The organism is Streptomyces sp. JJ66, assembly GCF_019303495.1.
Classification (GTDB): Bacteria; Actinomycetota; Actinomycetes; order Streptomycetales; family Streptomycetaceae; genus Streptomyces.
Genome location: NZ_JAEVFI010000062.1, coordinates 1 through 2,700, shown reverse-complemented (window position 1 = coordinate 2,700; position 2,700 = coordinate 1). Strand labels below are relative to the sequence as shown.

Here is a 2,700-nt window from a genome sequence, read left to right as displayed (position 1 = left end):
CACCCTGCGCGCGAGGTGGTGACCATGACCCACCACACCACCCCGACGACCGACCGGACGGCCACCGGGCCGACCACCCCGACGACCACCCCGGCGTCCGGCCGGTCGGCCACCCCGACGACGACCCCGGCGTCCGGCCGGTCGGCCACCCCGACGACGACCCCGGCGTCCGGCCGGTCGGTTACCCCGACGACCGGTCGGGTGGTCACCCCGATGACCGCTGGGCGGCGTCGTGTTCACGCCTGCCAGCCGGTGTTCACCGCCCGCCGGACACCCGACGGGATCGGGCACCACCCGCCCGACCCGGACGGGGATCAGTCGCCCCGTGGCCAGCGGGAATCGACCCGGGGCACGGCACGGCAGGCGGTCACCGGCGACCCCCGCCGTCTGGCCCGGTCCGGCCATGCCGGTGGCCACGTCGGCGGTCACCCCGACACGACGGGAGTGACCGCGTGAACGAGGTGAACACGCCCATGAACACGCCCACCCGACCCGTGAACACCACACCCGATCCGATGAACACCACGGCCGATCCGGTGAACACCGTGAACACGCCCATGAACACGGCGTCGGGCTCGGTGAACACGGACTCGGGTTCGGTGAACGCCGTGAACACCGCCCGCGAGTCGGTGAACCCGACCGCTGGCAGTGCCGGGAGTCGGGGGCCGGTACGGCGTCGGCCCCTGCCCGACGCGGGGGCCGACTCCCGGGGCGCTGAGGTGCTGATGCTGCGCGGTGCCGCCCCCCGGCGGCGCGAGGGACCACCCCACGATGCGGACGCCGAACAATGCGTGCTGGGCGCGATGCTGCTGTCCGCCGAAGCGGTCACCGACGTGGCCCAGGTGATGGACCCGTGCGACCACTACCAGCCCGCGCACGAGACGATCCACCGCGCGATTCAGCGGATGCACGACGCGGGGCGGGCGGTGGACCCCATCACGGTCGCCCGCGAACTTGACCAGGCCGCAGACCTCCACCGGGTAGGCGGGGCCGGATACGTGCACGCCCTGGTGCAGAAGGTGCCCGCACCGTCCCACGCCGTGTACTACGCGGAGATCGTGCGGGATAAGGCCGCGCGGCGGCAGCTGATCGAGTGCGGCACCCGCCTGGTACAGGCCGCCTCCGCCGCCGACGTGGACGCCGACGACGTACGCGCCGCCGTCCTGGCCGAAGTCGCCGCACTCACCGTCTGCGAACCCGAACCCACACCCCACCCGCAGGAGGCCCCCAGCGGTCCGCCCAACCCGCTCTACGACCCCGCCCCCGGTCTGCGGCGCCCCCACCGCCCCGGACCAACCCCCCACCCGGAGGTGTTCTGCGGCTGGGCTGGGGAGACCGTACGGGAGCTGGACTCCACCACCGAGGCTGATCCGGTAGCGGTACTGGTCAACCTGCTGTCCGCCGCCGGAGCCGCGATCGGACGCCGCCCCCACCTCATGGTCGGCAACGACCGCCACCCCTGCCTCATCTGGGCGCTAACGGTCGGCCCCACCTCCACCGGCCGCAAAGGCTCCGCCACCTCCACCGCACAACGCGTCCTGGCTGAGGCCGTACCCGAGTTCTTCACCCCCGCCCACACCCCGCGCGGCCTCAACTCCGGCGAAGGACTCATCGAATACGTCAAAGACCACGACGACGACGGCGACAACCCGGCAGCAGACAGCGCCGACAAACGCCTGTGGGTGGTGGAGTCCGAATACGCCGTCACCATGAGCCGGGGACGGCGGGAAGGCTCCAGCCTGCCCGGCGTCCTGCGCCAGGCATGGGACGGCGACTCCCTGGGCTCCATGGTCCGCGAGTCCCTGACCGCCACCCACCCCCACATCGCCATCCTCGGACACATCACCCCCGAAGAGTTCCGCGCCAAAATGCAGGACTCCGAACTGGCAGGCGGCACCTACAACCGCTTCCTCCCCGTCTTCTGCCACCGCAACCTCATCCTCCCCGGATCACGCGGCGCCAGCCCCGAACTCGTGGCCAACCTCGCCGCCGCGTGGCGCACCGTCCTTCACGACGCCGCCCACACCGATCAGGTGGACTTCACCCCCGACGCCTGGGCGCTGTACTGCGAAGAGGTCTACCCCGCCCTCAGCGACGACGCCACCGGCGGCGTCATCGCCCAGTTCACCGCCCGCGCCGCCCCCTACGTCCAACGCGTCGCCATGGTCTACGCCCTGNCGCCTGGCAACTCCTCAACTACGCCCGCGCCTCCGCCATCCACCTCATCGGCACCCTCACCGGCAACCCCCAGGTCAACAAGCTAGCCGAAGCCGTCCGCGCCGCCGGACCGGACGGCCTCACCACAGACCAGATGCGGCGCCTGTTCAAGAACACCGCCCGCACCGAGCGGGACCGGCTGGCCGCTGAGCTGCTGGAAGTGCCCGGCTACGCCCGTATCCAGCGCCCCACCAAGGGCCGCCCGACAACCGTCCTCACCTACACCGGCTGAGGACGGGAAACGGCACAGCGGCCAACCAGGCCCCTGACCAGCCCAGCGCGGCGGGCGCAAGCGGCGCGGCGACGGGGCGGTAAGTGCTCGCACCCCCTTATCGCCCCCCTTACCGCACCCCTTATCGCCCCGCTGTTTCCGCAGCTCACAGGGCTTATCACCCTTACCACCCTTACCGCCCCACCCCCCGGCAACCGACCCCCAGGGAGCCGCACCCATGCCCACCACCCCCGCACCCGACCCCCGCACCA

General features: G+C 72.1%; 3 protein-coding genes. 2 read left to right on the top strand and 1 reads right to left on the bottom strand.

Annotation, left to right across the window (positions count from 1 at the left end):
- On the bottom strand, positions 1-209 hold a 209-nt coding region (locus JJV70_RS22270), incomplete at its 3' end, for a hypothetical protein (RefSeq protein ID WP_219049835.1).
- A gap of 264 nt (positions 210-473) precedes the next feature.
- On the opposite strand from JJV70_RS22270, the gene JJV70_RS22265 reads away from it, so the two are divergent.
- Both JJV70_RS22265 and JJV70_RS22260 read left to right on the top strand, forming a co-directional pair.
- Positions 474-2,264 carry a DnaB-like helicase N-terminal domain-containing protein gene (locus JJV70_RS22265; protein ID WP_219049834.1) on the top strand — a complete coding sequence of 597 codons (1,791 nt, stop codon included), beginning with the start codon at positions 474-476 and terminating at the stop codon, positions 2,262-2,264.
- Positions 2,265-2,311: 47 nt separating this feature from the next.
- Positions 2,312-2,449 (top strand): hypothetical protein, encoded by a 138-nt coding sequence (locus JJV70_RS22260; RefSeq protein WP_219049833.1) that lies wholly within the window; start codon positions 2,312-2,314, stop codon positions 2,447-2,449.
- Positions 2,450-2,700: the final 251 nt, after the last annotated feature.

Coding starts and splice junctions, on each gene's coding strand:
- JJV70_RS22260 (WP_219049833.1), top strand. CDS start 2,312: ATGCGGCGCCTGTTCAAGAACACCGCCCGCACCGAGCGGGACCGGCTG.